26 protein-coding genes and 1 pseudogene are annotated in these 24242 nt (G+C 39.8%); 7 read left to right on the top strand and 20 right to left on the bottom strand.

Translation table 11 applies throughout. From position 1 onward, the window contains the following. The first annotated feature begins 5 nt into the window (after positions 1-5). A complete protein-coding gene (locus tag H7992_RS12745; RefSeq protein ID WP_067213944.1) occupies positions 6-299 on the top strand; it encodes a HesB/YadR/YfhF family protein in 294 nt (97 codons plus the stop codon). Positions 300-409: 110 nt separating this feature from the next. Here H7992_RS12745 and H7992_RS12740 read toward each other — a convergent pair whose 3' ends face one another. The 4 genes from H7992_RS12740 to H7992_RS25075 all read right to left on the bottom strand — a co-directional run bounded on the left by H7992_RS12740 (position 410) and on the right by H7992_RS25075 (position 4479). Beyond that, positions 410-712, bottom strand: a complete 303-nt coding sequence (locus H7992_RS12740) for a hypothetical protein (protein WP_187044836.1) — start codon at positions 710-712, stop codon at positions 410-412. After that, positions 712-1137, bottom strand: a complete 426-nt coding sequence (locus tag H7992_RS12735) for an acyl-CoA thioesterase (RefSeq protein WP_067209295.1) — start codon at positions 1135-1137, stop codon at positions 712-714. The genes H7992_RS12740 and H7992_RS12735 overlap by 1 nt, the downstream gene beginning before the upstream one ends. Before the next feature lie 108 nt (positions 1138-1245). Further along, on the bottom strand, positions 1246-3960 hold the full coding sequence (acnA, locus tag H7992_RS12730; RefSeq protein ID WP_067209291.1) for an aconitate hydratase AcnA: 2715 nt from the start codon (positions 3958-3960) through the stop codon (positions 1246-1248). Between the two features lie 354 nt (positions 3961-4314). After that, a complete protein-coding gene (locus tag H7992_RS25075) occupies positions 4315-4479 on the bottom strand; it encodes a D-arabinono-1,4-lactone oxidase (RefSeq protein ID WP_354313179.1) in 165 nt (54 codons plus the stop codon). 180 nt (positions 4480-4659) lie between these two features. Between H7992_RS25075 and H7992_RS12720 the strand changes: the two genes are divergently transcribed. After that, positions 4660-5205 carry a cysteine hydrolase family protein gene (locus H7992_RS12720; protein ID WP_187044835.1) on the top strand — a complete coding sequence of 182 codons (546 nt, stop codon included), beginning with the start codon at positions 4660-4662 and terminating at the stop codon, positions 5203-5205. 112 nt (positions 5206-5317) lie between these two features. After that, the gene (locus H7992_RS12715; RefSeq protein ID WP_067209287.1) at positions 5318-5572 is read left to right on the top strand and encodes a GlsB/YeaQ/YmgE family stress response membrane protein; all 255 of its coding nucleotides are present in this window, start codon (positions 5318-5320) and stop codon (positions 5570-5572) included. Positions 5573-5726: 154 nt separating this feature from the next. On the opposite strand, the gene H7992_RS12710 is transcribed toward H7992_RS12715, so the two are convergent. Both H7992_RS12710 and H7992_RS12705 read right to left on the bottom strand, forming a co-directional pair. Then, a complete protein-coding gene (locus H7992_RS12710; RefSeq protein WP_067209284.1) occupies positions 5727-6401 on the bottom strand; it encodes a lytic transglycosylase domain-containing protein in 675 nt (224 codons plus the stop codon). Positions 6402-6439: 38 nt separating this feature from the next. Beyond that, the gene (locus H7992_RS12705; RefSeq protein ID WP_187044834.1) at positions 6440-7033 is read right to left on the bottom strand and encodes an SCO family protein; all 594 of its coding nucleotides are present in this window, start codon (positions 7031-7033) and stop codon (positions 6440-6442) included. 503 nt (positions 7034-7536) lie between these two features. On the opposite strand from H7992_RS12705, the gene H7992_RS12700 reads away from it, so the two are divergent. Continuing rightward, a complete protein-coding gene (locus H7992_RS12700; RefSeq protein WP_156476164.1) occupies positions 7537-7944 on the top strand; it encodes a DUF2621 domain-containing protein in 408 nt (135 codons plus the stop codon). Positions 7945-8048: 104 nt separating this feature from the next. On the opposite strand, the gene H7992_RS12695 is transcribed toward H7992_RS12700, so the two are convergent. The 5 genes from H7992_RS12695 to H7992_RS12675 all read right to left on the bottom strand — a co-directional run bounded on the left by H7992_RS12695 (position 8049) and on the right by H7992_RS12675 (position 13459). Beyond that, positions 8049-8573 carry a CcdC family protein gene (locus H7992_RS12695; RefSeq protein WP_187044833.1) on the bottom strand — a complete coding sequence of 175 codons (525 nt, stop codon included), beginning with the start codon at positions 8571-8573 and terminating at the stop codon, positions 8049-8051. Next, positions 8570-8878 carry a thioredoxin family protein gene (locus H7992_RS12690; RefSeq protein ID WP_187044832.1) on the bottom strand — a complete coding sequence of 103 codons (309 nt, stop codon included), beginning with the start codon at positions 8876-8878 and terminating at the stop codon, positions 8570-8572. The genes H7992_RS12695 and H7992_RS12690 overlap by 4 nt, the downstream gene beginning before the upstream one ends. A 20-nt stretch (positions 8879-8898) precedes the next feature. Continuing rightward, the gene (locus tag H7992_RS12685) at positions 8899-9609 is read right to left on the bottom strand and encodes a cytochrome c biogenesis CcdA family protein (RefSeq protein ID WP_067209272.1); all 711 of its coding nucleotides are present in this window, start codon (positions 9607-9609) and stop codon (positions 8899-8901) included. Positions 9610-9917: 308 nt separating this feature from the next. Further along, positions 9918-11705, bottom strand: a complete 1788-nt coding sequence (locus H7992_RS12680) for an ABC transporter ATP-binding protein (protein ID WP_067209270.1) — start codon at positions 11703-11705, stop codon at positions 9918-9920. Further along, on the bottom strand, positions 11705-13459 hold the full coding sequence (locus H7992_RS12675; protein WP_187044831.1) for an ABC transporter transmembrane domain-containing protein: 1755 nt from the start codon (positions 13457-13459) through the stop codon (positions 11705-11707). Before H7992_RS12675 ends, H7992_RS12680 begins: the two co-directional genes overlap by 1 nt. Before the next feature lie 189 nt (positions 13460-13648). On the opposite strand from H7992_RS12675, the gene H7992_RS12670 reads away from it, so the two are divergent. Continuing rightward, positions 13649-14098, top strand: coding sequence for a DUF4362 domain-containing protein (locus tag H7992_RS12670; protein ID WP_187044830.1), 450 nt, complete (start codon positions 13649-13651; stop codon positions 14096-14098). Between the two features lie 394 nt (positions 14099-14492). Here the strand turns inward: H7992_RS12670 and H7992_RS12665 are convergent, their stop codons facing one another. The 3 genes from H7992_RS12665 to H7992_RS12655 all read right to left on the bottom strand — a co-directional run bounded on the left by H7992_RS12665 (position 14493) and on the right by H7992_RS12655 (position 16806). Further along, positions 14493-14975 (bottom strand): methylated-DNA--[protein]-cysteine S-methyltransferase, encoded by a 483-nt coding sequence (locus H7992_RS12665; protein ID WP_067209264.1) that lies wholly within the window; start codon positions 14973-14975, stop codon positions 14493-14495. A gap of 116 nt (positions 14976-15091) precedes the next feature. Next, positions 15092-15529, bottom strand: a complete 438-nt coding sequence (locus tag H7992_RS12660) for a GNAT family N-acetyltransferase (RefSeq protein WP_187044829.1) — start codon at positions 15527-15529, stop codon at positions 15092-15094. 293 nt (positions 15530-15822) lie between these two features. Further along, positions 15823-16806, bottom strand: coding sequence for a helix-turn-helix domain-containing protein (locus H7992_RS12655; protein ID WP_187044828.1), 984 nt, complete (start codon positions 16804-16806; stop codon positions 15823-15825). Positions 16807-17460: 654 nt separating this feature from the next. Here H7992_RS12655 and H7992_RS12650 point away from each other — a divergent pair. Then, positions 17461-18534 carry a tyrosine-type recombinase/integrase gene (locus tag H7992_RS12650; RefSeq protein WP_255428424.1) on the top strand — a complete coding sequence of 358 codons (1074 nt, stop codon included), beginning with the start codon at positions 17461-17463 and terminating at the stop codon, positions 18532-18534. A gap of 80 nt (positions 18535-18614) precedes the next feature. Here H7992_RS12650 and H7992_RS24725 read toward each other — a convergent pair whose 3' ends face one another. Genes H7992_RS24725 through H7992_RS12640 form a run of 3 tightly spaced genes read right to left on the bottom strand, consistent with a single transcriptional unit; the run spans position 18615 to position 20833 of the window. After that, positions 18615-18743 carry a hypothetical protein gene (locus H7992_RS24725; RefSeq protein WP_255428423.1) on the bottom strand — a complete coding sequence of 43 codons (129 nt, stop codon included), beginning with the start codon at positions 18741-18743 and terminating at the stop codon, positions 18615-18617. 55 nt (positions 18744-18798) lie between these two features. Next, the gene (locus H7992_RS12645) at positions 18799-19791 is read right to left on the bottom strand and encodes a zinc-dependent alcohol dehydrogenase family protein (RefSeq protein ID WP_187044827.1); all 993 of its coding nucleotides are present in this window, start codon (positions 19789-19791) and stop codon (positions 18799-18801) included. Further along, positions 19781-20833: a DUF1835 domain-containing protein gene (locus H7992_RS12640; protein WP_255428422.1), complete on the bottom strand. Its 1053-nt coding sequence runs from the start codon at positions 20831-20833 to the stop codon at positions 19781-19783. Before H7992_RS12640 ends, H7992_RS12645 begins: the two co-directional genes overlap by 11 nt. A gap of 42 nt (positions 20834-20875) precedes the next feature. On the opposite strand from H7992_RS12640, the pseudogene H7992_RS24720 reads away from it, so the two are divergent. Continuing rightward, positions 20876-21055 (top strand): annotated as a pseudogene (locus tag H7992_RS24720) (cysteine hydrolase); the annotation flags it as partial. Between the two features lie 114 nt (positions 21056-21169). On the opposite strand, the gene H7992_RS12635 reads toward H7992_RS24720, so the two are convergent. From H7992_RS12635 to H7992_RS12625, 3 genes are all read right to left on the bottom strand, one after another. After that, entirely contained in the window at positions 21170-21661 is a 492-nt protein-coding gene (locus tag H7992_RS12635) for a VOC family protein (protein WP_187044825.1), read from the bottom strand. A 110-nt stretch (positions 21662-21771) separates the two neighbouring features. Continuing rightward, positions 21772-23121, bottom strand: a complete 1350-nt coding sequence (gene aroA / locus H7992_RS12630; protein WP_187044824.1) for a 3-phosphoshikimate 1-carboxyvinyltransferase — start codon at positions 23119-23121, stop codon at positions 21772-21774. Between the two features lie 113 nt (positions 23122-23234). Then, positions 23235-23966, bottom strand: a complete 732-nt coding sequence (locus H7992_RS12625; RefSeq protein ID WP_187044823.1) for a helix-turn-helix transcriptional regulator — start codon at positions 23964-23966, stop codon at positions 23235-23237. Positions 23967-24242: the final 276 nt, after the last annotated feature.

The following is a 24242-nucleotide window of genomic DNA, read 5'->3' as shown; positions in this document are numbered from 1 at the left end:
TTCCAATGAAGATTATTTTGTCGAAAGAAGCGCTTTTGTGGTTTAAAGAGGAGATGGAAGCTGAACCTGGTGATGCTATCCGCTTTTTTGCAAGATACGGTGGATCCAGTTCGATTCAGGCAGGCTTTTCACTTGGTGTAACGAAAGAGCAACCGGATGAAGTAGCCATTGAAACAGAGCATAATAGTGTTCGTTATTATATCGAAAGCCGAGACAAATGGTATTTCCTTGGTCATGACCTACATGTCAATGTGGATCCTAAACTGCATGAACTTATTTATTCATACGAAAAAGCGTGATGGCCATATGCCTCACGCTTTTCTTCATTTATTTATGAGTAGGTAAGGCTTTGCTGACAATAGACAATTATTAACTCCAAAAAACTTGAAACTGTTATACTACACACTCATTAAAGTAGATTGAACCGTTTTAATTGATTATGGAGTCCTTCTTTAAGTAAAATGTCTCGTTCGTGTTTACCAAACAAATCAAAATGAGGATAATCTTCCCTCATATCGATCCACTCCCGCTTCAATCCATATTGCTTGCCCCATTCAACAAGTTTGCTGATATCTGCGCAACCTGCTTTGGTTACTGTATTGTATCCTGGAAAGCGTTCATCAAGCCAGTAATGAGTTAAAAATGCCATTTCCCCTTCACTAACTGCTTTTTTCCAAGCTCGCAGTTCTACACGCTGTATCCCAAATGCCATTAGTCTTTACATCGCTTCACTTCTGTATATTTAGCATCCCAATCTGGCGCGATTTTCTTTAGGGAAACGGGACGAAATGAGCCTTTTCTCACGACGACATGTTCCGATTTTGCTGTTGCTGAAATTGTGCCGTCCTCATGGAGGATTTCATAGCCATAAGTTGTACGTAGCCTTCCGTGTGACTCTACCCACGTCCGTACAGTCGCTTTCTGTCCGTATTTCATCGCTGCCTTATATTGAATAGATAAGTCCGTCACCGGCGACAAGAAGCCATCTGCCTCCAGTTGCGCGTATGTATAGCCTAAGTCCTCAATCAACTTCGTACGTCCGATCTCCATCCATACTAAATAATTCGCGTGATAGACGATTCCCATCTGATCTGTCTCTGCATATCTGATTTCAATTTCTTTTTCACTGATAAACACTACCATCACCTCACTACCCATTATACAAAAGCCATGCTGAAAAAGCTGAACTGAAGTCTAAGCAGAAAAAAGGTGCCCGATTAAATCGGACACCTCTACCTATTAAAATTAGTTCGTTTTCATTTTATCACGAAGAACCATTTGCAGGATTCCGCCGTGACGGTAGTAGTCAACTTCAACTTCTGAGTCAAAGCGTGCTAGTACGTCGAATTCTTTGACAGAACCGTTTTTCGCAGTTGCTGTTACTTTCAGAATGTCGCGTGGTTTAACGCCTTCTGCGATATTAACGTTGATTTCTTCTTCACCAGTAAGGCCAAGTGTTTCAGCACTATCGCCTTTCATGAATTGAAGTGGAAGTACGCCCATCATAACAAGGTTTGAACGGTGAATACGCTCGTAGCTTTCAGCGATAACTGTTCTGATACCGAGAAGTGATGTACCTTTCGCAGCCCAGTCACGTGAAGAACCCATTCCGTAGTCTTTACCAGTGATGATTGCAAGACCCGTGCCTTCTTCTTGATACTTCATAGCAGCATCATAAATTGGCATAATCTCTTTTGTTGGCCAGTAAGTCGTGAATCCGCCTTCTGTGCCTTTCGCAATTTGGTTACGAATACGGATATTAGCGAATGTACCGCGCATCATTACTTCATGGTTACCACGGCGTGAACCGTACGAGTTGAAGAAACGAGGGCTTACGCCATTGTCGATCAAGTATTTACCAGCCGGTGTATCTTTACCGATTGCGCCTGCAGGTGAAATATGGTCCGTTGTGATTGAATCGCCAAATTTACCAATGACACGAAGCCCTGAAAGTGCTTGAATGTCAGCCGGTTCTTTTGCAAGTCCTTCGAAGAATGGTGGGTTTTGAATATACGTTGAGTTTTCATCGAAATCATACAATGAATCGTCTGTAGTTTCAATTGCATTCCATGCTTCGTTCTCAGTGAATACCCGTGCATATTCTTTACGGAATAACTCAGGAGTAACTGTTGATTTAACAACTGCTTGAATTTCTTCCGTAGTAGGCCAAATATCTTTGAAGAAGACATCAAAGCCTTCTTTGTCTTTACCAATTGGATCTTTTTCGAAGTCGATATCGACTGTTCCAGCAAGTGCATAAGCAACAACAAGTGGCGGTGAAGCCAAGTAGTTTGCTTTCACAAGTGGGTGAATACGTCCTTCAAAGTTACGGTTACCAGAAAGAACTGAAGACATTAGCATATCGTTGCCCATGATTGCTTTTTCAATTTCAGGAAGTAGCGGTCCAGAGTTACCGATACATGTAGTACAGCCGTATCCAACTGTGTTGAATCCGATTTGATCCAAGAACACATTAAGTCCTGAATCTTCCAGGTACCCTGTAACGACTTTTGAACCTGGTGCAAGTGATGTTTTCACGTAAGCTGGTGGTGTAAGTCCTTTTTCAACCGCTTTTTTCGCAACAAGTCCAGCACCCAACATAACATATGGGTTAGATGTGTTTGTACATGAAGTGATTGCAGCGATTGCAAGGTCACCTGTTTTAATTTCGACAGAACGTCCGTCTTCGAATTCGATTGTAGCTTTTTTCGTTAGCTCTTTAGGAGAGAATCCGAAACCTTGGTTCCCTTCAGGTGCAACAACTGCTTCGTTGAATGAGCTTTGCATTTCTGTAAGAGGAATCAAATCTTGTGGACGTTTCGGTCCAGCAAGGTTCGCTACAATACCAGTAAGGTCGATTTCGACAACATCAGTGTATGTTGGTTCTTCGTTTTCTACAGTGAAGAACATATCGTTCTCAACTAGGTATTGTTTAACTACTGCAATATCGCTATCTTCACGGCCAGTTAAACGCATGTAATCAAGTGCTTCTTCATCTACTGGGAAGAATCCGCATGTTGCACCGTATTCAGGCGCCATGTTCGCAATTGTTGCACGGTCTGCAAGTGGTAAGTGTGCAACACCTGGTCCGAAGAACTCAACGAATTTACCAACAACGCCATGTGCACGAAGTGTTTGTGTCACTTTCAGCGCTAGGTCAGTTGCTGTCGTTCCGTTTGGAAGCTGACCAACAAGTTTTACACCGATAACTTCTGGAATCGGGAAGTATGAAGGTTGTCCGAGCATTCCCGCTTCAGCTTCAATACCACCAACACCCCATCCAAGAACACCGATACCGTTGATCATCGTCGTGTGGGAGTCAGTTCCTACAAGTGTATCCGGGTATGTTTCGAATGTGCCATCTTCGTTTTCAACTGCATGGACAACATTTGCCAAGTACTCAAGGTTAACTTGGTGAACGATTCCTGTTGCAGGTGGTACTGCACGGTAGTTGTCATAAGCTTTTTGTGCCCAGCTTAGGAATTGGTAACGTTCTGCGTTACGCTCGAACTCAAGTTCCATGTTCAGGTTAAGCGCTTCTGCCGAACCATAACGGTCAACTTGTACAGAGTGGTCAATTACAAGATCAACTGGAATTTCAGGATTGATTTTATTAGGGTCGCCGCCCATTGCTGCCATTGCTGAACGAAGTGATGCAAGGTCAACAACAACAGGTACACCCGTGAAGTCTTGAAGGATAACGCGTGACGGTTTGAATGGTACTTCTGCATCCGCGTCCGCATCTTTCCCCCATTTCGCCAAGTTTTCGACATGATTGTCTTTGATGACATAGCCGTCGTGTTGACGTAGGACGGATTCAAGTAGCACTTTAATCGAGTAAGGTAGATTGGAAACTTTAGCGATACCGGCTTCTTCGAGTGCGGCAAGACGATAATAGTTATATGTCTTACCGTTCAGATCGAATGACGTACGGCTGTTGTGCAAATTGCTTTTTGCCATTATTGAATTCCTCCTTCTATCTGCTGAAAACTACTGAAAAGGCTATAAATAAGCGTCTTTTCTCTACTTCATCATATAATATCAACCCACATAAGTAAAATACATTAACTTTATAGTCTATCATAAGTTAATGTTATGACTCCCCTCCCTCTTAAGAACTCTTCATAATACGTAAGATAGTTTGCAAGTAATTTGTCATAAAAACGCGACAAGGATCATATTGCTGTCGGATATGTTCATGAACCATTTGAGATTTGGTGACAGTTTCCGCATTTGTTCATTCTTCAAATCGTTCACTTTTTCGAAATGTGGCCGCCCGTTGTATATCTCGATTAGCATGTATACCCATTAAATTTAGAGGCAAGCGTCCAATTCTTTGTACATAAGAAACGCGATGAACTCCGTTTCCTCTTCTTGCGTGGGACTGAGAAGAACATCATCATCAGTAGCGACTATGCATTCAATTGGGGGATGAACGCAAAATGGATGTGCATGCATGAAGTCATGAATTTCTTCGATGCAAGCTTCAAAAGTACGCTAGGGAATCGCATATTTCGTCTCTGTGAATTTGACGAGCTGCGGTGAAGGGAGCACTTAATAATACATACCCCTTTTTGGAGCGTTTGGAACACTTTTAGCAGAAATTAATGAAGTAGTCACTAAATTATGGCATGATGGAATGAAAAGGGGTGTTATAAAGTGAAGAAAGCGTTGTTAGTTATTGATTATACAATGGATTTCGTGGCTGAAGATGGTGCACTTACATGCGGAGAACCAGGAATTCACTTGGAAAAATATATCACCGAGTTAACGGGGAAATTTTTAGACGACAATCATTTCGTTGTGATGCCAGTTGATGTGCATGATTTAGACGATTTGTACCATCCTGAAACAAAACAATTTCCTCCACATAATATACGTGGGACTACCGGCAGGAATCTGTATGGTTCCCTTCAACAATTGTATGATGAGCGCAAAGAAGAAATCCATTGGATGGACAAAACACGTTTCAGTGCATTTGCGGGCACAGATTTGGAGTTGCTTCTTCGAGCACGCAGAATTACCGAATTGCATCTGGTTGGTGTCTGTACGGATATTTGCATCCTTCATACAGCTGTCGATGCATACAACCGCGGATTTGATATTGTCGTCCACGAAAAAGGTGTTGCGAGCTTCGATCCTGCAGGTCATGCATGGGCACTTCGTCATTTTGAAAATACGCTAGGTGTTACTGTTGTCCGCTAACACTCTTGAAGTTTCGGTAATTTTTTCCTTCAAGATGTTTAAAGGCATGTAATAAAGGTTATTGCAAAGACTATAGAGGAAATTTTAAATTACTAAAAAGGAGATGGACAGTATGAGTTTCATTTGGTTTTTGATTATTGGCGGGATTATCGGTTGGCTTGCAGGAATGATTTTGGGAAGAGATATCCCAGGTGGAATTATTGGTAACATTATCGCTGGTATTATTGGTGCATGGATTGGTGGAATGCTACTTGGGCAATGGGGTCCGAAAATTTCTGACTTCTATATTTTCCCTGCTTTCATTGGAGCGATTATCCTCGTGTTCATTGTGAGCTTTATTATGAAATCAATGCGTAAAGCTTCATAATTCCAATTAATAACGAAGTACAAAAGCGGAAACGCCTGCCACGTCTAGACGTGAAATATCGCCTTTCATAGGTGATCCCTAGGCCAAGAATTTTATAATTTACAAAGCAATAAAAAGATGGACCCCAATATACTGGCGGTCCATCTTTTTAAATTTATTTATTGGCTGCTTCCATGTCAACTCGTTGGACTTCGAATTCATTGAAAAATCGCAATACGTCCTGTACGTACTTTTCACTGCGGTTATAATTGAAAATAGCCTTTTCCAAGTCTCCATCTGCTGCGCCACTTTTTGAAAGATAGTTGGCGGCACTAAAAATTGCGTCTTCGATATCATATGGATCGGCTATGCCGTCACCATTCCCATCGACACCGTATCCGCCGTATTCTTTGATGATAGCGGGATTTGTCTTGTCTTTTTCAGGAATTTCGCCTTTTCCAAGACCGCTACATCCCGGGTAAGTCCAGCCGACAAATGTGCAAGGCATGAACTGCATATGTCCTTCTGCACCCACGGGTGAAAGAAGCGGATCCATCGTTGAAAACCGCGTTTCAATGCGGTGATGTGCTGCAAGGAGTGTCCACGGGATACCATAAACCTCCGCCGCCTCTTTATAGATAGGAATGTACTCTTCCGGAATTGACGTTGCAGTGTGACGTTCCCCTATGTCGAGCAATGCACTTGCAGATTTCCGAATTAGTTCTGGATTGTTCAAACCTGTCCAAATAATAGCTGTTAATATGAAGATAGTAACAGTAATCGGGATAAGCAGGATGATAAGCATTGCTTTCATTTTTATAGATAAGCCTTTACGTTTTTGTTTTTTCATCTTTCCACCCCGTTAGATCCAGTATTGCTTTTGTTTAGTTACGCACCTTCTTTACTAAGTGCTTTCATATCCTTGACGATTTCATCAAATGGTACATCTGTCATACCGTCATAGGTTTTGACGACTTCCCCTTTTTGATTGACAAGAGAAAAGTAAGTTGCGTGCATTACCTGATCCGAATCAGGTATATCAGCAACAAGCGTCTTGAAGGACTTCGCAGCGAAGTCAGTAATTTTCTCTTGTGTATACCCAGTCAGCATTTCCCATCTGCTTTGATCCAGGACGTCATACAAGTCAAGGTAATCTTGCATCGCTTCCGGTGTATCCACATCGGGATCAATACTGAATGATACGATTTTGTAATCTTCAATGCCTTCATCAATAAGTTTTTTGTCAAGGTCTGCCATGTTCATCATCATCGGCGGACATGCACTTGTACAAACAGTGAAAACAAATTGTGCCAGCCATACTTTCCCTTTCATATCATCCAATGAAACCTTTTCATTGTGCTGGTTTGTAAATTCAAACGGTTCAATTTTATAATTATGCTCCGCTTTGAACCCACCAGTAGAACACGCACTTAAAATAAGCACTACAAGTAATACATAAGGTAGTAAAAGTTTTTTTCTCATTTGTCTTCCTCCACTATCAATTGATACGTTCATCATATCGGAAGTAATGGCTTCAAACAAGCGAGGAGCTGATTGCTTCCATGACGAATCCGTGACTTATTTGTGAAGTTCACTTCATCTTTAAGGAAAAGAGTACATAGTATATATCGACAAGTTTCGTTTCGATTCGGTGCAAGAGATAAAGTTAATCTTCAATCAGAGGGGGGGCTTCATCCCCCACTTATTCTTCTTGTGTCCTTGAAGACTTGAAATGGGGGTCTTACTGCCCTTTAATGCGGGATAAAATGAAAAAAAGTGGAGAGTCATTTACCTCGAAAGCATCAGAATAAATTCCTCCAACCGCATTCTTAAATTTGCGGGTTGCCATGACTATCACCTTCTTTGTGTCCTTATATAGTCTGAAATTAAAGAAAGGAATACATTGTCCGTGTGTTTTTTTACAAAAGCTCTTATAATGGTGAATAGAATGGAAGAGGTGAAGACTGTTGCAGCAAGATCTATTTATGTGGTTCATCATTTTCTGGTGCGTTGTCCTCATAGGGCTATTCGGCATCGGCGGCTTTTTCATGTTCCGGAAATTTTTGAAAGTGTTCCCAAAAGCGGACGGAAAATCTACACTTGACTGGGAAGAGCATTATGTGGAGAGCTCTCTGCACCTTTGGAATGACGAGGCGAAACTTTTGTTGAATGAGCTAGTTGTCCCAGTACCGGAATTATTCCGCCCCGTAGCGAAGCAAAAAATCGCGGGTAAGATTGGCGAGATAGCACTTGAGGAAAATGCGAAGAAAATTGATTCCGATCTTATTGTCCGCGGATATATACAAGCAACGCCAAAACGGGACCATAAATTTTTGCGCAAGAAAATGGCCGAAATGAAGATTGATCTAACACCATATGAACATTTATTTTGATTGAACAAAAGTGGCTCAAAGGGCTTCTAAAATCTTTGAGTTTTAAATTATTCCCTGTGCGAGATTTCATTATTTTCTAAGGAACAAGTAAAAGGTGTCCGCATTTAATTGCGGACACCTTTTACTTGTTTACCTTCTTTTATTTTATTGTACTTGATAAGCATACCAATCCGCCAAGGGATAATCATGCCAAATGCAAGAATCCAGAACATGCCGCCCAGTTCCCCTACATCTATTGTATTACTTAGAAGCAGTTTCCCGACGAGCCGAACAATAAGAAGCCCAAGTAGAATAAATAGGAATGCTTTTGACCGTTTCATATAGATATCGTCATCTTTACGTTCGAAATTTGTCGTTTTTATCAAGATAATTGAGAACAGTATCCCAACAAGGAGGGCTTCTAGCACCTGGGACAGCGGCACCCGAAATTCTTCGAATATGAACATCAGCGCACCCGTCGACATAAAGAGGGGCGGCAAGATGATCTTCAGTGGGGTAACAGGTCTCTTCGCCGCTTTCGTCCTAACAATCAGCGCAATCAATCCCATAACTAGCGCAAGTACGGTTGAACCGATAATGAGGTAAACCGGGGGCACCTTTGTGAAAACTGTTTCAATTAGTTCGTTCATATTATTTCCCCCAAGCGATACTTCAATTCTTCTATTCGAATAAAACGTGCAAATCGCGCATACTCTTTCCCTTCATTGAACAGGAGGACAACTGGCGCTGTAAATACCGAAAGTTGTCCCGCTATTTCTGGCACTTCTGCCACATTCACTGTATAAAATGGAATTGGAAAGTCTACTTTAAGTGCTTTCACTTGTGGGTATAGTCCTTCACAGACTGAACAGTTATCGGTTTTCACGAAAAGGAGTAACGCGCTTTCTCTTTCAACGTATTCCATCCATTCACCGAATGATCCGATTTGCTTCATCGGAATCCCTCCCATTCAACTCAAAAACCTTGGAAATCTCCGAAAATTGGGCTGAGCAAACTTGTTAAATACGTCAATCCATCGAAGAACAGCAAAATTCCGAATGCAATCATGACGGCGCCCCCAATTTTCATTATCAAGCCACTATTTTTCCGAATCCAACCGAGACGCGTTATAAAGAACGACAGAACAAAGAATGGAATCGCAAAACCGAAGACATACATCAGCATATAGATAACTCCTGATCCTGGGTTTGTCGCAGAGAGTCCCATGATTACCCCGATTATCGGTCCTGAGCACGGTGTCCAACCTGCGGCGAATGCAAGCCCAATTAATACACTCCCAAAATAACCAGAAGGACGGTTTTTAAACTGTAGTTTCTTTTCGCCCATAAGAAACTTAGGTGTGTATACACCTGCAATCATAAGGCCAAATAACACCATAAAGACTGCCCCGAGTTGTCTTAGTATTTCTTGATTTTCTACAAAAAATGTCCCTACCAACGACGTAGCGAAACCAAGTACGACAAAAATAATTGAAAATCCGATTAAAAAGAACAGTGTATGTAGTGTACCGCTTCTGCTCATGCGTTTCGAATCCGATTTTAGATCATCCAGTGACATGCCCGTAATATACGAAATGAATGCTGGGTACAGCGGCAATGTACACGGAGAGATGAAACTTAAGAAACCGGCACCGAAAGCGAGAAATAGATTTAAGTCTGTTGCCATTATTCTCTCCCCTTCAATTTTTCTTCCTCAATCGTATCAAAAGAAGCGTCAAATTACGTCTAATATGTCTGTGAACAGTTTATGACAATTCCGCGGAACATAGTCACAGGTCTCTGTCTCTCGCTGCAATGACTGCTTAAAACCTATATACTGTCGGCTTAAAAACCGCCTACCCAATATGGGCAGGCGGTTTTAGTTCGTGACAATATGAAGGCAATCTAAATTCGCCACGTGCTACGGGTGCATAGAAGGAGGTAGTTCAACCCTTCCTCATTGCATGGGCCACCCACTGCAGCTCAAGTCATTTATCAGATAACATCTTCCAAAATATTGTTTTGAAGGAGATACATCTTATGGTAGAGCCCTTTTTTCAGTAATAATTCCTGGTGTGTTCCACGTTCGACGATTTCGCCTTTGTGCAGGACGAGAATTAGTTCTGCGTCTTGAATTGTGCTGAGCCTATGAGCAATTGCGATTGTTGTGCGCCCTTTTCTCATTTTTTCAAGGCTCGATTGAATTGCCACTTCTGTTTCTGTATCGATATTGGCAGTTGCTTCATCGAGAACGAGAATTTTAGGATTCGTCGCGATTGTACGTGCAAATGCAACTAGCTGGCGCTGCCCACTTGAGAATGTGGAGCCACGTTCTGTTACTTTTTGAGCATATTTGTCTGGTAGTTTTTCGATGAATTCATTTGCTTGGACGAACTCAGCTGCTGCTCTTACTTCCCCAGACGTCATTTCCTTATCATGTAAACGAATGTTGCTTTCGATGTCCCCGTAGAATAGAAACGGGTCTTGCAAGACAAGTCCTGTCTTCTTCCGCAATTCTTCTTTCGGGTATTCTTTCAGCGAAACATCATCGATATAAATACCACCACGCTCATATTCATAGAAACGCATTAGCAAGTTGATGATGGAGCTTTTACCGCTACCGGTATGACCGACGAGGGCAACAGTCTCACCTGCATTCGCGGTGAATGAAATATTTTTCAGTACGTCGGCTTGTCCGTCATAGGAAAACGATACATCACGGAATTCGATTTTACCATTTTGAATTTCGGCTTGTTTATTATCTTGTTGCTCCGGTTCCATATCAGGATCATCCATTAACTTAAAGACTCGCGATGCTGCAACCATCGCTTGTTGGAAAATAGATAATCGTTGCATTACTTGTTGAACAGGTTGGAATAAACGGCCAATCAAAGTTGTAAATACATAGAGTATCCCCACTTCCACAGGACTGGCAAGAGATAAAAATCCGAAGTATCCGAGTACAAAAATGATTGCTCCAGCGTACAGTAAATCGATTGCTGGACCCAGCAGGACACTGTCAAATTTGATGTTACGCATTCCCGCACGGAAATGTTTTTCATTAATATCATCAAATTCTGCCTCTAACCGATCTTCCTGTCTAAAGGCTTGAATCATCCCCATTCCGGATAATGATTCAGCTATTTTAGCGTTGAGCTGACTTAATCGCTCACGAATATCTTGATAAAAATCAGCACTATAGCGTCTGTAGACGACAATAACGGCTAAAAACAAAGGCAATAATAACAAGGAAATAAACGCCAACTTTGCATTAAGTGAAAATAATGCAATATAAACGCCAATAATTACAAATATAGCTTGTAAAAACGTGACAATGACACTGACGAACATTTCTTTGATTGCTTCCGTATCATTCGTCACACGTGACACGATACTTCCAGCAGGTGTTTTATCAAAATAACGCATGCCGAGCCCTTGTACCTTTGAAAACACGTCGATGCGCATTTGCTGAATGATTTTCAGTGCAATATCTTGGAAACGTATCAACTGAAAATAAGAGACGATAACCATGAATATCTGAATAGCTATATAGACAATTGCGATATTCGTGATGAGACTCCTTTGAAAACTCATGGTAGCTAGATGGTTATCAATGAATTGTTGAATAATTAAGGGTCCTACGATACTGCCCGCGACCGTCAAAACAAGCAGGACAAGCGCAATAATTACGCTCTTTTTATGAGGGATGATATAACGCAACAATCTTATTAAGACAACCCATTGATCTTTCGCTGTTAATTTTGGTTGTTTTTCTGCTGACATTATTCCTCGCCTCCTTGTTCGACAAGCACTTCGAGTTGCTGCAGGTCATACATTTCTTTATATCTTCCATTCATTTCGAGTAGTTCTTCATGCGTTCCAGTTTCGACAATCGTACCTTCATGCAGAATGATGATTTTATGTGCATGTTGGAGGGCACTTAATCGGTGAGAGGTAATAATTGTCGTCTCGCCTGTACGTGTTTGTTTGAGTGATTGTAAAATCGCTTCTTCCGTTTTGGCGTCGACAGCCGATAAGGAATCATCCAAAAGCAGTAATTCGGGTTCCATAATTAATGCACGGGCAATGGAAATTCGCTGTTTCTGACCACCAGATAACGATACACCACGTTCTCCAACAATAGTGCCATATCCTTCCGTAAATCCTAAAATGTCTTCATGGATATGCGCAAGCCGTGCAGCTTCATGAATTTTCTCTGTTCCAATTCTAGGGTTTGTAAAGGCTATATTTTCAGCAAGTGTCGTTGAAAATAGGAAGTGATCTTGTGGTACATAACCGATCGACTCTCTTAAACGTTGCTGCTTATATTGATTGATAGGTTTGTCTCCATAGACGATACTTCCTTTGTATCCTTCAAACTCTCTAAGCAATAGTTTTAAAATCGCTGTTTTACCTGATCCTGTTTTACCCACAACGCCCATTGTTTCTCCTCGTTTTAACGTGAAGTGAACATTGTGCAATGCAGCGCGTTCATCACCTGGGAATTTAAACTCGTCTATATCGAAGTGTAAATCGCCTTCTGGTCTTCTATCAATCGCACCCGTTACGTCTTTAATTTCTGGTGCAACGGACAACAATTCTGTAATCCGGCTGTAAGATGCATTTCCACGCTCTACAATATTAAATAGGAAGCCGAATGCAAGCATTGGCCAGACAAGAAGTCCAAGGTATGTACTGAACGCTACCATGTCTCCAATTGACATGTCGCCTGCAATAATAAACTTCGTTCCAAAATAGAAAGTCAAAATGTATGAAATTGCAAATATCCCTGTAATCGTCGGATCAAATAATGCATCTACTTTGGCGACACGCATATTTTTACCAACGACATCTGTAGACAGGCTTGTAAAATCTTCAATATCTTCGTTTTTCTGACCGAATGTTTTGATGACCTTAATGCCAGATATACTTTCCTGCGTTTTGTCATTCAAATTCGAGAATGCTTCTTGGGCAAACCGGAATCGCTTGCGCAATAGTTTTCCATAATAGCTTGTCAGGAAAATCATGAATGGCAGTGGAATAAGTGCTATTAATGTCAATTTCCAATTGATGGTGATGGCCATCGTCAAAATGACAAATCCACCTGTTGAGATGGAATCGACCAGTGTCAAAATCCCCATACCGGCTGTTTGCTGCACAGCATTTATATCGTTTGTTGCATGAGCCATTAAATCTCCTACACGTCTTTTTTGGTAGAAAGATGGCGACATTCTCGTGAAATGATTGAATAACTTTTCACGCATTGTTCTGGATAACAAAACGGCTGAACCAAAAATCATAACACGCCAATAATAGCGCGCAATGTACATGAGGATACCTGCTACAGCTAGGATAATAAGCCATTTTGTGAGCCCTTCAGCTGTTAAAGAACCCTTTGTAATATCATCGACGATAATTCCGATAATTTTCGGAGGCAACAATTGCAATACGGAAACGAAAACAAGCATCGCAATCCCGAAAAGATACTGCTTCTTGCGCTGTTTAAAAAACCAGCCAAGTTGTAATAAAACCTTCACGCTACTCCCCCTACTTTTCATTAAAATTAGACCTTTGATTAGTTTAGCAAAAGTCTGAACAATATAAAAGGTCCGAGATTCAAATAATTCGGATTCAGAAGTAGTTTTAGTTTTCAAAATGGGATAATGTATGCTGCTTCTTCATATAATTGAGGTGAAACGCTAGCGGATCGTAAGGAGGTAATAAATATGAGGAACAAAATACACTTATATTTACTTGTACTAATAGCCATGATAGTCAGTTCAGCTTGTTCGTATACTAGTGAAAAAGCTGTTCTAAACGGTGATATCGTCAATATGCACGGGCCTGTCTATAACTATCCGGCGTTTGAATCGTTCTTGGAAAGTATGGAGATGGAGGAAGCAGCTACAGTCCGTATTGCGAATTACACGCTTGAAGGAGATCCAACATTATATAATCTTTCTTTCCAAGACTCCACGATCCACTTGGAGATAGATCGTTCAAAAAATAAAAATAGAGGCAAGGATCCCGTCAAAACGAATATGACATGTACGGATCTCCTAGAAGAGGAAGGGCAACAATTATTTATCTACACACTTAAAGGATGTGATTCATCCGCTGAAAGCTTTACGATTCTAAGCGTGTCGAAAGAGCATGTGGACGAACACGTGCATTAGGTATGGCTGATGGATACTTTATACAATGACTGATTTTCCAACACTTCTTGTAGTGGCATCCACATCTGGTACTCCCTTCCTTCTGGTATTGATTCTGAAACAAAAGAAAACAGATTAAGAGTTCTTTTACCAAAATGCGAAGAGTACGACGGATATCATTGGTAAAGTAATACACAGTAAAAAAGACCGTTTGATGTGCAACTACCAAACGATCTTTAATAATATAATATCGCTCCAAAGGCGATTAGCAAACTCTACAGAATAATCCGCTCATTTTCTTGGAGACTCAAGGGCGGATTATTTCATTTGTACTAATGCGATTTGAATAGCGAAGCGATCATAAGGACGATTGCTTGAAAGAGTTCACGAACAACACTGTCCTAGAGGATGTGGGTTATGCCTTGTAAAAGGTCCTCTCATGCTGAAGTAACCATTCCTTTCTCCACAAACCACCTGCATAACCTGTTAATTTCCCATTAGAACCGATAATTCGATGACAAGGAATCACGATACTTAGCTTGTTTTTTCCGTTTGCAGTTCCTACTGCCCTGACGGCTTTTTCATTCCCAATTGAAACAGCAATATCTTTGTAGGATACCGTTTCGGCGCAGGATACTTTTGTCAAAGCGCTCCAAACTGATTTTTGAAAGTCTGTTCCTTCAAAGTTGTAAGGAAATGTAAATTCGTGACGCTCACCTTTAAAATATTGCTCAATTTGATCATAGCAATCCACTAAAGACGCGGGAGTTTCTGCTTGCATCCTATTTGTCACACTATCCTCTTCAGAAAACATTATTGAATATATAGCCTCATCTGTACCTATTATTTCAATTACTCCAATCGGTGATTCATAATCTAGTTTATGTAGTTTACTCATGTAAGAACCTCCGTAGATAAGGATGCTGATAATGAAGACTTTCGGATTGTATTAAGTCCCTCCTAAAACTTCTTTTGATTTTCTGTGTTAGATATTTAATGGGTACTAGTATTTTCTCAAATTGAAAAGAAATAGAAGTAGTTTTTTTCTTTCGTGAAACCGATTTTTTCATAAAGCTTTTGTGCTGTTATATTTTCTACATTGGTCTCAAGTAATATTCCTTTTGCACGTGTGTCCGCTGCAAATGAAATGGCTTTTTTAATTAACTTTTCGCCAAACCCTTTGCCACGAACACTTTCCATTACATACAAATCGTTTAAGATCCATGTCCGCTTCAGACTAACAGACGAAAAAGAAGGGTATAATTGAACAAAGCCAATAGGATTATTTTCATCAAAGGCTATAAAAATAACAGATTCCTCGTTGCTTAATCTGTCTTTAATAAACTTTTTTGCACCATTAATATTTGATTTTTGTTGATAAAATACTCTGTATAAGTCCAATAGTTCTGCTAATGAATCAAGGTCATTTCCTGTTGCTTTTAGAATGCTCATACGTGAATCCCCCTTATAATTATTATATTTCTGAATTAATCAACTTTACCATAAATTGATTTGTAATTGTCCTCGAACCAGCCTTTCTTTTTGTCCAGCTAATAGTTTGACTTGTTTTCTTTGAACTGTTATCCGAGGTTGAAAATAATTATTAGTTTACATAATAATATTATGTAACTTGGATTTGTTTAGCTTTCTATCCCACTTAACTTGACACTTTGTTCCTTATATAATCCTCATAACCAAAAAACGAGCTAAATATCAGCTCGTTTTTTGGTTACTAAAGATATTTATCATTCCATTTTCTCTTCCCTTTCAAATTTCTCCCGCACTGCCTCTTCTACATATTCACTCATTGACAGGTCTTTTTCTTTGGCAATCTCCTGCAATTTATCCAGCAGATTGTTTGGTAAATCAAATGTCGTGCGCCTGTATCCGCTAATAAGCGTCCACTCGCCTTCTTTAATTACAACATCGCCTAATACGAGAAATCTCTTTATAATACTTTCTGTAAGTATCTCCGGAACAGGTATAGATAGCTCAATTTCTCCGCTTTTTATCGACAAATCAATATGTGTGTCGTGCTCACGGATGCGAATGTTTTCAATCCCCCATATTTGATAGACGAAATCAAGGAAATCAAACGATTCCTGTAAGTCTTTTGGTAGTGAAAAGTCTGTATACCCTTTTACTCTACTATTCGGACGATGAATCGGATACACCGCTTCATACTGATAAATATGGATACCATTCGCAAAAGGAATCCATGTCCGCGATTGCGAATAGAAGCCCCATTCCTGGTTGTCGTTGCGCAATACACGCATATCTTGTCCCTGTTGTGTACGGAAAAGCTGGTATAGTACGATATCAAATTTAGCATCATAAAATTCAACCCGTGTCCCCCGCACAGACGCTGTCCGTTCGATTTCTTGTGTGATCCATACCGCCGTTTCATCTGGAATGGAATAGATTGTGCGTTCATCTCCAACAGGCAATTCATCCACGGGTAAATCAGTTTCTCGAATTAAGGCATAAATGCGCTGCGTTGTCACGCCCAATTGTTTAGCGAGTTCAGAAGGCCGAAGCCCCATCGGTTGATTGCGTTGTCGTTCTGCAGCAAGTGTGTCGACTTCTTCCCGTTTGTACCTCACTTCTCGTATCAGGCGATGTGGGTCTTCTATTTTAATGATTTTCTTTTGTTTCGCATAGTGGTAGACAGTAGCCTTCGATATACCAAGTATATCCGCTACCTCTTGTCTTGTGTACCAATCATTCAATTTAATCTCTCCTGTCTTAAGTGTATGAACTTCATAAATAAAATTAAATGAGCGTTACTACTTTATTTGACATAGCCTAAATTCTATTTAGTAATTCAAATAATTTCACAATGATAAAGTCAGTGAAATAATTCGATTAATAATAAATTCAATTCTTATATACTATAAAATAACTCAACTTTAATAGCAACTTAATATCATATCGAAATACAATAGAATTTAATCAATAAAATATTATACATAAACAAAGGAACTGTTTTTTTATGTTATATTAAAGTTGTGTTAAAATAGATAGGTTGATTGAAAATTAAAGTATCTAATTAAATGTTGAATGTATTTCTATAGGGACTTGTTAGAACTATATAGATTTAGAATAAAGAGTGTTAAATCTTTACTATTTTAAAGGTAAATATAATAGTTGTAACTGACTATTTTCGAATTATTTACAGGACACACTGACTTTTCGTTTTATTATAAATAGTTTGACTTAAAAAGTGGAATTAGTGATAAAAATAATGATTGTATTCTAAAGAGACATAATGCGTATTTTGATGAATTGAATAAAGGGGTGTTAAGTCTATCGTATTTTCAGTGAGTGTAACTAAACAGTTGCAAATAAGTTTTTTAAAAAAGGAGCTACAGGATCTATCAACTTTGCCGGCTCTTCAAAATCGTTTAGATGAAGCAGAGAAAGATGGACAAAAGGCTTTTCATGATTTTACGGATCCAGACATGATGAAATGGTTTCTTTACGAACGCCGCCACTTGAACCAAAAAAATGATCGGACGGAGAGGACAGTTAGAGAGTATGAGCGTGAACTTTTGCTCTTCATCGAACAGCTCTTAACATACAGTACAGAAATTGATGTAGATGTCGCCTATATAATAGAAGGTTCTCTGTTTAAATCACTTCAATCACGTCATTTAAGAAGGTATCAAGAGTGGTTAGCAACTGAAAGTCCGTATGTGGTGAGCAAAGGGCCATACTCCCCTACAACGCTAGAACGGAAAACAACGATACTCAAAGCATTTTTTGCATTTCTGCATCGTGTGGGCTATATTCAGGAACCGATTCACCAGGGATTACGGATTGCGACCGTTCGAAAAGATGATCGACCTAATCGGGATTTAGGACCAGTCGATGTCGTAATGCTACTGAACACATTTAGAGACATGCAGCACCCAATCATGTTTACGATTATTCACGTCTTAACAACAACCGGGATTCGGAATGAAGAATTTTGTACATTACAGTTGAAAGACTTAAAAGTGGATTCTATTCAAGGCGGCTATTATTTGGATGTGTTGGGGAAAGGGAATAAGAGACGGCATGTTCCGTTGAAAGAGAAAGTGGTCCATAGCATTCGTAGTTTTCGCAATGCACGGGGCCTATTGCCGATCGAACGAGCGCATCTGGATGATCCGCTTTTTACAACGAATACAGGACGAGCATATTCCCCCTCGTATTTATCGCAGTATGTGAAAAAGGAGATTACAAGCTTAGAACAGCTGAAGTTATCGGATCAAACGATGAAGATCACCCCACACGTATTCCGCCATGCCTTCGCAATCATCTCAAAGCTAAATGGCGTAGATATTTACGACATCATGCGATCCCTTGGACACGAGAAGATTGAAACGACAATGATTTACTTGGAAAAGGTCTTCGAGAAGGAACGTCATGCAATTCATTCGTGGAAATCGGAAGGTTTTGGGGAGTATATTTAGGGGCGAAAAAAGGTAGCACCTCCGTCTTTAGAATGACGGAGGTGCTACCTTTTTACTTGAATTGAATGAGTAGGTATTAATTATGATGTTCCAATAATTCTTAATACTTCATCCAGTTCAATCACGGTCAATTCTGCAATTTGTGCTGCTAGCGTTTTTTCGTATGCACGTTGAGGAAGAATCCTCTTTTCTGGGAGTGTGCCGACCACCCTTGAGCTACCTATTCAATTACACCATATATACGTTCTTTAGACGTCTTCCAACTTAAATACTCGTTAAAAAGACCTTCCCTCTATTACTTTTCGAGGATTCCGCGATACGAATGGCTTCCTGTACATCCAGTAGATCAAATTGAAATTCCGGTTTCATCAGTCTTAACCTTTTGTTCTGTATCAATTCGATTATGTGGTTAAATGTTTCATGCCATGTCTGTACTGAAACCCGTTGATTCCAATGTCGTAGATGGAATAATTTAATATGTACCTTTGACTTATTCGAAATGGCTGCCCAGTCTATAGGTTCTCCTGACAAAAGACCAATCGTAACTAATACCCCATTGGATTTAACACAAAATGCTAACTCCGTACCTTCAAATCCGCCAATCGAATCGATGGCAGCCGTTGCACCATAGCCATTTGTAAGCTCCATAACTATGAGATGTAATGAAGTTTCTGAAGTGTTTATGACATGGTCAGCTCCCAGTTGAAGTAACTCCTCTGTATAGGCATTATTTCTTGTGACAGCAATCAGTCGAAAACCTATAATTTTGGATAACTGAGCATATATGCGCCCAATCGCAGAACCGCAAGCATTGACGAGTAAAGTATCCCCCTGTTTTAACTTTAGTTCCTCTGTACATATGATCCATGCGGTTAAGGGATTGATATATAATTGCGCAGCTGTAAAATCGTCTATTGTATTTGGTAAAGGTACGGCCAAATCTGCTGCTGTTCTAACATATTCCTGCCATGTCCCTTCCCCTCGCAATGGCAGAACACGCCTGCCTATAAATTGTTGGGAAACCTCAGGTCCTACCTCTTCTACAATACCAACACCTTCGTAACCAGGAATGCCTGGCAAAGAAATACGATGTGAATACGCACCCTTAATAGGAATTAAATCAGAAGGATTGATAGGGCGTATCTTCATTCTCACAAGGAACTCGCCTTTCAAAGGAGGTTGAATGTTTTTGTCCTCGAATTTTAAAACCTCTTCTGGATTTCCAAATTCGTGAAATGTTATGCATTTAGCCAACAAATGAATCAACCATCTTTAACTTAACTTGATATAACCGCATCGCCTTCAAGTCCCCTTCATACTCAAAGATCCCCTGCTCGATTAAACAACGAAGCCGGTACTCGATCCATTCAATCCCCCTGTATTGTTCCATATGGCCACATACTTCACCAACAACACGCGCGGCTTTGATAAAATCGAACGTTTCCTCTTCTGCATGCATCCTTTTGGCACAAGTAATGATGAAGTCATCATCACAATCTATATTCGTATTATGCCAGAGCTCATTGTCCCCCCATGTACGAATAAGATATGGTTCATTGGACAGCATACTATGGCCTTCTTCAAGCAACATGTTCCAGCCTTCCTTGCATAAGGCTTCTCGCTTTTCCGGCCGTACAGGCCGCATGTCGAATTGCTCGTAAAATAATAATAAATCCTGCCCATTTGACGTTTGCGGATAGTTCTCTTCTGCTAGCGCAGGATATGTATAGAGCTCATGGAAAGCAGTAAAGGTATTGAGGATAGAAACGGTATTCCATTTGTCTTTCAGCAATGCAAGGACAATACGTAATCCAGATTGTTCATGGGCGTTATTGCCTGTCCAGATCACAATATCTTGATAGGATGGAATTGCTTTGATTCTATCAATGGCTTCTGTCATCCCATGCATATATGCATCCCGCTCATTGATTGCATCTTGGTATCGATCTTTCAACCACTGAAAGCGCGCTTGAATCCCTTCTTTTGTATGCAAGCCTTTCACAGGACCAACCGATAAAATATCAGGTAATACAAGGACCTCTTCAGTTTCTTCATAAGCAGTGCCATGAAATGCAACTTGTAAGCTACCAGCTGTCGAATCACCAAAAACAATATGTACTGTTTGTGGATGACCAGCTGGTTGTGCAATCATTAGCGATTGTTTTATTTCGCGTAATTTTTTGACAAATTGTCCCGGCTCATTCGTTTCAGCTTGTAAAAACAGTTGAAAAAGCAACGACTTGGCGTCTATATCGCTTAATTTGGTTATCGCCTGTTTGAGCTGGTTGGTATTGTCCAATAATGTCCACTCCTTTATCATTTATGATCTCAACTAAATTAACATGTTGTCGTTATGGGCTGTTTAGATATAACATTAGTTGGCGGTGGGCATTCAACAACGGACAATAAGGTTTTAAATGCGGAGCAAATCATACTAGTACATTACAATGTCGAACACTTTTCAGTTGACAGAAATGTAGATGAAGACTTATTTCGTCCAATCCATAACTCATATAGGTAGAATTTAACTAAAAGCTATACTAAAATATGCGGGTTCTATTCAACAAGAATCTGATGCTTTTATGAAGTAAATAAAGCTTAATTTCTTGGTGACAACACTAAGAAATCCGGATTATTATTTCGGATTTGCTAACGCTACCCCTTTAGGAGTGAAATTAGCTTTCTCCCAATCACTCAAATACATATTACTGGTTAAGTTAGGATCGTTTTTCTCCACTTTACAGATAAATTCTAAACTGTTTCCATCTGGATCATTAAAATGTATTTTGGCATGACCATAGCCCTCATTAGGCATAACGAATGGTTCGATTGGTTCAAAACCAAACGCTTTTCTAGCCTCGATGTTTCTTTCTGCAAGCCATTTTCGCGAATTCCGTAAATCTTCTAGTTCTACATGGAAAGCAATATGTCGGATTGATGGGTGATAGTCGAGATTTACTTTGTCTGTTTGCCATAAACCTAACCAACTTTTGTCTTTTTCTATCCAAAGGAATGCTACTCGAGCCTCTATTCTATGGTCAAATTCTAATCCTAAACTTTCATAAAATTTAATTGAGCGTTCTAGGTCACTTACGGGTAAATGGGCTTCGTATAATCCTTTAATCATATTATTTTCATTATCTCCTATTTGTTTTCAACTGGTTAATTCCCTGTTCGTAGCAATGCTTTTCTCGATTGCATGAATACTCTCTTGATCAAAAGCCCTTATTCAACCAATCAATTTGAATACTCAACATTCACACCTAATTGCTGCAGTAAGTCAAAAAAAGTTGGACAAGTCTTTGACACACACCCTGGATCATTAATGACCACCCCTGGAACCTTTGCGCCAATCAATGCTAATGACATTGCCACTCGATGATCGTCATAGGAATCCAATGTTGCAGCATGTGGTGTTCCTGGGTAAACGGTTAACCCGTCTTTATACTCTTCGACTTTAATGCCTAACTTTTGTAATTCTGTACAAATAGCGCTAATTCGGTCGGATTCATGATAGCGAATATGTTCAACATCTCTGATTGTAATCGGACCCGTTGCAAATGGAGCGATTGCGGCTAATGTCAACGTCTGATCTGACATATCGAGCATGCTAATCTCAAACCCGCCCTTCAACGTAGGTGTTCCAACTAACTCAATAAAGCCTTCTCCTCTAGTAACAGTGCACCCCATTTTTTCATAGACATTAATCATATTAATATCAGGTTGACTGTTTTCGGGTGAAAGATTGGTAATCTTAATGCGACCATTCGTAATAGCTGCTAAGGCTAAAAAATAACTTGCAGTTGAAGCATCTGCTTCTAACTCGAGATCACAGCTCTTGTATTCTGATTGAGGAATAACAATTTCCCTAAGATCTTCAGTAAATTGTGTTTTCACTCCGAATTTCTCCATTAGATTTAATGTTATTTCGACGTAGTCTGGCTGAACAATGTGATCGGGGATCGTTACAGTTACAGCTTTTTTTGCATACGGACTTGCCAGTAGCACGCCACTTATAAATTGACTTGAAACTTTTCCAGAAATACTAACTGAACCTCCCGTGAGTTCATTGGCTGTTATACGGAGAGGGAAATAACCGTCTTTATCCAGATAGTCGATCTTTGCTCCCATTTCGGTAAGTGCGTCTATTAAAGGTTTTACTGGCCGTTCACTCATACTGTTACTTGCCTCAATAACCCAATTTCCGTTTTTCGCAACTGCTAATGCACCAGGAAGAAAACGAGCAATCGTGCCTGCAGCCCCAATGTATAAGTCTGCATTTTCATTTGGCCAAACTGCATTATTGCCATGAACGGTAATCGTATCCCCTTCTAGTTCGGTCTTGATGCCAAGGCTATTGAGTACATCGATACACCAATATGAATCATCACTTTTTAAGATTCCGGATAATGTTGAAGTTCCGTTAGCTAAAGCAGCCAGTATTAATGCTCGATTCGTGAGACTTTTACTCCCTGGTATGCTTATTTCACCGTTAATGGATTTCACTTCAGGTGGAGATAGACTTACACTTTGAACTTGATTTAAGGTTGACCACGGTGACCGTGCTTTCAAATCTACATTACTCAAATTAAACACCCTTCCCGAGATTGAATTTTCCGATATATCTTACTAGTACTTTATCATAAAACTACACTACTTGTGTTTATTTCAATTACAAATATGCTAAATAGATGTGTAATTCATACCGTTTTTAAAACGTAATGTAAGTATCTACGAACTTGGATGATTCGTTCAGTCAATGAAGCTGATACGATTATGTAGAATTGTTCACTTTCATCCGTTTTATATAATTTACGAATAGTTCTTCTTTCATCTGGCCAGAAACCAACCAATAAATTTGTTTCTTCCATTTCACGCGCTATATTGTACAAATAGCCATTAGATGGAGACCAACCAAACAAACTATTCAATTGCTCCTGAACTTCGGCCATATGAAAAGATTGACGATTTAAGCTAAGTCGCAGAGCCATAAATCGTACAACATCCTTTACAGATAGCAATTTTGATATAAATAATCTAAAGTCTTCGTGTAGTGGCTCAATCGAGGCTTGTGGTAGCGATCCATTTTTAGTTAAAAAGTAATAGAACCTATCTATAACAATCGAAACTTCACTAAAGCGAAGTGCATAAATAGTTTCGTATTCCAGAAGACGAGCTTTTCCTTTTTCAGTAATTTGAAAGACCTTTTTGCGGCCTTCTGTTCGGGAAAAAAGAAAACCATTATTTTCTAAAGCGTTGGTAGTACGTGCGACATATTCATAGGAAACGGAACGTCCTGGGAAATCCAAGTTGAAGTGTTCATAGAGTGCTTTTGAATAATTTTCTCGTTCAAGAATAGTTCTTAACAAGAACAAGGATAGGGCATCACCAACACTAAATCCAACAGCTTGCTGAAACGAAGGTAACTTCATAATTAGACAACCCCTAATATTTTTAATAATCATACACCTCGCTAGTACATATATCAATATTATTATCGGTTGCGATGTTTTTTCCTCATTTCAAGCTATCCCTCCTCCTTAGTAGATGTCAGTAATACTTTATACGGGAGTGTTTTATAAGTGGAGAACAAACTAGTAGCGAGCGTTGTATTTTTATATGCACTAGCGAGGTTTCGTTTATCGGGAATATATACACTATTCGAAATAATATAAAGTAACCTTTAATTATATTTTTAGAGGTTCTGG

The sequence above is a fragment of the Sporosarcina sp. resist genome (genome assembly GCF_014302295.1).
In the GTDB taxonomy this organism is placed as follows: domain Bacteria; phylum Bacillota; class Bacilli; order Bacillales_A; family Planococcaceae; genus Sporosarcina; species Sporosarcina psychrophila.
The sequence above is the reverse complement of the archived record's forward strand: the minus strand, read 5'-3'. Positions and strand labels throughout refer to the sequence as shown.

Excerpts from the sequence above, each read along its gene's own strand:
- H7992_RS12745 (WP_067213944.1), top strand. The coding sequence starts at position 6 with ATGAAGATTATTTTGTCGAAAGAAGCGCTTTTGTGGTTTAAAGAGGAG.
- H7992_RS12740 (WP_187044836.1), bottom strand. The coding sequence starts at position 712 with ATGGCATTTGGGATACAGCGTGTAGAACTGCGAGCTTGGAAAAAAGCA.
- acnA (WP_067209291.1), bottom strand. The coding sequence starts at position 3,960 with ATGGCAAAAAGCAATTTGCACAACAGCCGTACGTCATTCGATCTGAAC.
- H7992_RS12715 (WP_067209287.1), top strand. The coding sequence starts at position 5,318 with ATGAGTTTCATTTGGTTTTTGATTATTGGCGGGATTATCGGTTGGCTT.
- H7992_RS12710 (WP_067209284.1), bottom strand. The coding sequence starts at position 6,401 with ATGAAAAAACAAAAACGTAAAGGCTTATCTATAAAAATGAAAGCAATG.
- H7992_RS12705 (WP_187044834.1), bottom strand. The coding sequence starts at position 7,033 with ATGAGAAAAAAACTTTTACTACCTTATGTATTACTTGTAGTGCTTATT.
- H7992_RS12700 (WP_156476164.1), top strand. The coding sequence starts at position 7,537 with ATGTGGTTCATCATTTTCTGGTGCGTTGTCCTCATAGGGCTATTCGGC.
- H7992_RS12695 (WP_187044833.1), bottom strand. The coding sequence starts at position 8,573 with ATGAACGAACTAATTGAAACAGTTTTCACAAAGGTGCCCCCGGTTTAC.
- H7992_RS12690 (WP_187044832.1), bottom strand. The coding sequence starts at position 8,878 with ATGAAGCAAATCGGATCATTCGGTGAATGGATGGAATACGTTGAAAGA.
- H7992_RS12685 (WP_067209272.1), bottom strand. The coding sequence starts at position 9,609 with ATGGCAACAGACTTAAATCTATTTCTCGCTTTCGGTGCCGGTTTCTTA.
- H7992_RS12680 (WP_067209270.1), bottom strand. The coding sequence starts at position 11,705 with ATGTCAGCAGAAAAACAACCAAAATTAACAGCGAAAGATCAATGGGTT.
- H7992_RS12670 (WP_187044830.1), top strand. The coding sequence starts at position 13,649 with ATGAGGAACAAAATACACTTATATTTACTTGTACTAATAGCCATGATA.
- H7992_RS12665 (WP_067209264.1), bottom strand. The coding sequence starts at position 14,975 with ATGAGTAAACTACATAAACTAGATTATGAATCACCGATTGGAGTAATT.
- H7992_RS12660 (WP_187044829.1), bottom strand. The coding sequence starts at position 15,529 with ATGAGCATTCTAAAAGCAACAGGAAATGACCTTGATTCATTAGCAGAA.
- H7992_RS12635 (WP_187044825.1), bottom strand. The coding sequence starts at position 21,661 with ATGATTAAAGGATTATACGAAGCCCATTTACCCGTAAGTGACCTAGAA.
- H7992_RS12625 (WP_187044823.1), bottom strand. The coding sequence starts at position 23,966 with ATGAAGTTACCTTCGTTTCAGCAAGCTGTTGGATTTAGTGTTGGTGAT.